The following is a 1,949-nucleotide window of genomic DNA, read 5'->3' on the forward strand; positions in this document are numbered from 1 at the left end:
CGTAGTGCCAGGCCGCCTTGCCGGTCTGCAGGTCGAGCGCATAGACGCCGCCCTTCACCGCGGCCGCATAGACGCGGCCCCCGTCGACGACCGGCCCCTGGCGCAGGCCCAGCCGGCCTTCGCCACCGCCGACGTCGGCGCGCCACAACTGCGCGACGTTGAGCGTGGGAGTGATCGTGGTCAGTTCGGTCGGCTTGGCCGCCTTCTTCGAGTCCTTGCCGGCAAACCAGCCGCGGACGGAGGTGCAACCGGACAGCGCGACCACCGCGGCAGCCACGAGGGCCACGCGTGCGAGTCGGCGCGAAGCCGGGGAACGGTCAACGATCATCGGGGGCGACCTCACGGAGTCTGCGACGGGGCGGGCACGCCACCGACCTGGGTGTACTTGAGTTCGATCAGGCGACGCTGCGGCGCGCCCACGTCGGTGGCGGCCAGCGCCTTGCGATACGACTCGCGCGCCGCGTCGGCCTGTGCGAGCGCGACCTGCGCATCACCGCGGAGTTCGAGCGTCGCCGGGTCGCTGCCCGTGAGCGACTTCAGGGCGTCGGCGGCCTTGCCGGAATCGATCTGCAGCTGCGCGATGCGACGCTCGAACACCGACTTGAGCGCGGCATCCGCAGGCATGGCGCCCCGCAGGGTCGCGATCGCCGCCGGCGTGTCCTTCGCGTCGGCCTGCGCCTTCGCGAGGCGGAGGGCGGCCAGGCTGCGGTAGGTGCCGGTGAGACCGGCCACGCGCGGCGCCGCCTTCGCCCCGTCGCGCTCCACCGCGTCGACGGCGGTCTGGAAGCTGTCCGCCTCGCGCATGTGCTCGGCGGCCTGGCGCTGCTGCCACCATTTCCAGCCGCCCACCGCGGCGAGGCCGAGCAGGACACCGCCCACCAGCCCACCGCCGTTGCGCCGCAGCCATTCCTGGACGCGTCGGCTCTGTTCGTGTTCGTCGAGAAGTTCGTCGATCGCCATGCTGTCTCGCCCTGCGCGTGGCGCAGGGACCGCTTGAGGACTGGGCCTCGCGCGGTTCGGCCGGACCGTCCGGCCGTGCGGCGGGATCAGTTCGCGGTCGGCGCGAGGGAACCGTCAGAGGATAACGTAAAGCGCGCGACGTTCGCTCGGGTGAACGGCGCGAGGTCCACGGACTGTCCGTGGATGCTCAGCTGGACCGCGGCCGCGTTGCCGAGTACGAGCCGTGCTGCGCGCTCGGCGAATCCGCGCTGCTCGCCGGCGCGGACGAGACCTTTTTCGAGGATCGCACCGTCGCGGTCGAACACCTGCACCCAGCTGTCGCCGCTGAACCGGATCTGCACGGGCGTCGCGCTGGCCGTGGGCGGCGCCGCGGGCAGCGACGCGATCGACGCCACCATCGGCACGCGTTCGTCGGCCTGCTGCGCGGAGGCCTGGCCGGGCATGACGTCCAGGGACGCGATCGCCGCGCCGCCGTCGTGGCCGCGCGTGGCGAGCCATACGGGAACGACGAGCGAGGCGGTGAGCACGATGTAGACCGCTCGACGCGCGAGGTTCTCGGCCACCCAGCGATAGCGCGGGACATGCGCATGGCTGACGAGGCTCGGGATCTGGGTCGTCGTGAACGGGCTCGGCAGCGCCTCGTCGTCGAGGTTGATGCCGAGCAGGCGCGCGTAGCTGCGCGCCTGGCCCCGAACGAAGACGGGCGGCCCCAACGGCTCCCACTCGCCCGCTTCGAGGGCGGCGAGCGTACGGACCGGCAGGCGGAGCCGGGCCGAGGCATCGGCCAGGCTGATCGCGGCCGCTTCACGCGCCCGCTTCAAACGCTCGCCGGCGGCAGCACCGGCGGAGTGCGCAATCGTCATTGTTGATCCCCACTGGGACGGGAGTCCGGGGGAAACTCCGTCCGCAGGCGAGCAACGTAGCGCGCGGCAGCGGCCGTGTCGCCGAGCGATGTCTCGATCTGTGACGCCAGCAGCAGAGTTTCCGGG

At 72.2% G+C, this 1,949-nt stretch carries 3 protein-coding genes; all 3 read right to left on the reverse strand.

All coding sequences use genetic code 11. The features are described from left to right. The coding region (locus tag ACY35P_RS15505) for an outer membrane protein assembly factor BamB family protein (protein WP_462116733.1) at positions 1-328 on the reverse strand (328 nt) is incomplete at its 3' end. A gap of 11 nt (positions 329-339) precedes the next feature. Next, a complete protein-coding gene (locus tag ACY35P_RS15510; RefSeq protein WP_462116734.1) occupies positions 340-960 on the reverse strand; it encodes a YfgM family protein in 621 nt (206 codons plus the stop codon). Positions 961-1,046: 86 nt separating this feature from the next. Continuing rightward, entirely contained in the window at positions 1,047-1,823 is a 777-nt protein-coding gene (locus ACY35P_RS15515) for a helix-turn-helix domain-containing protein (protein WP_462116735.1), read from the reverse strand. Positions 1,824-1,949 lie beyond the last annotated feature (126 nt).

Source organism: Lysobacter xanthus (assembly GCF_047159895.1).

Coding starts and splice junctions, on each gene's coding strand:
- ACY35P_RS15515 (WP_462116735.1), bottom strand. CDS start 1,823: ATGACGATTGCGCACTCCGCCGGTGCTGCCGCCGGCGAGCGTTTGAAG.
- ACY35P_RS15510 (WP_462116734.1), bottom strand. CDS start 960: ATGGCGATCGACGAACTTCTCGACGAACACGAACAGAGCCGACGCGTC.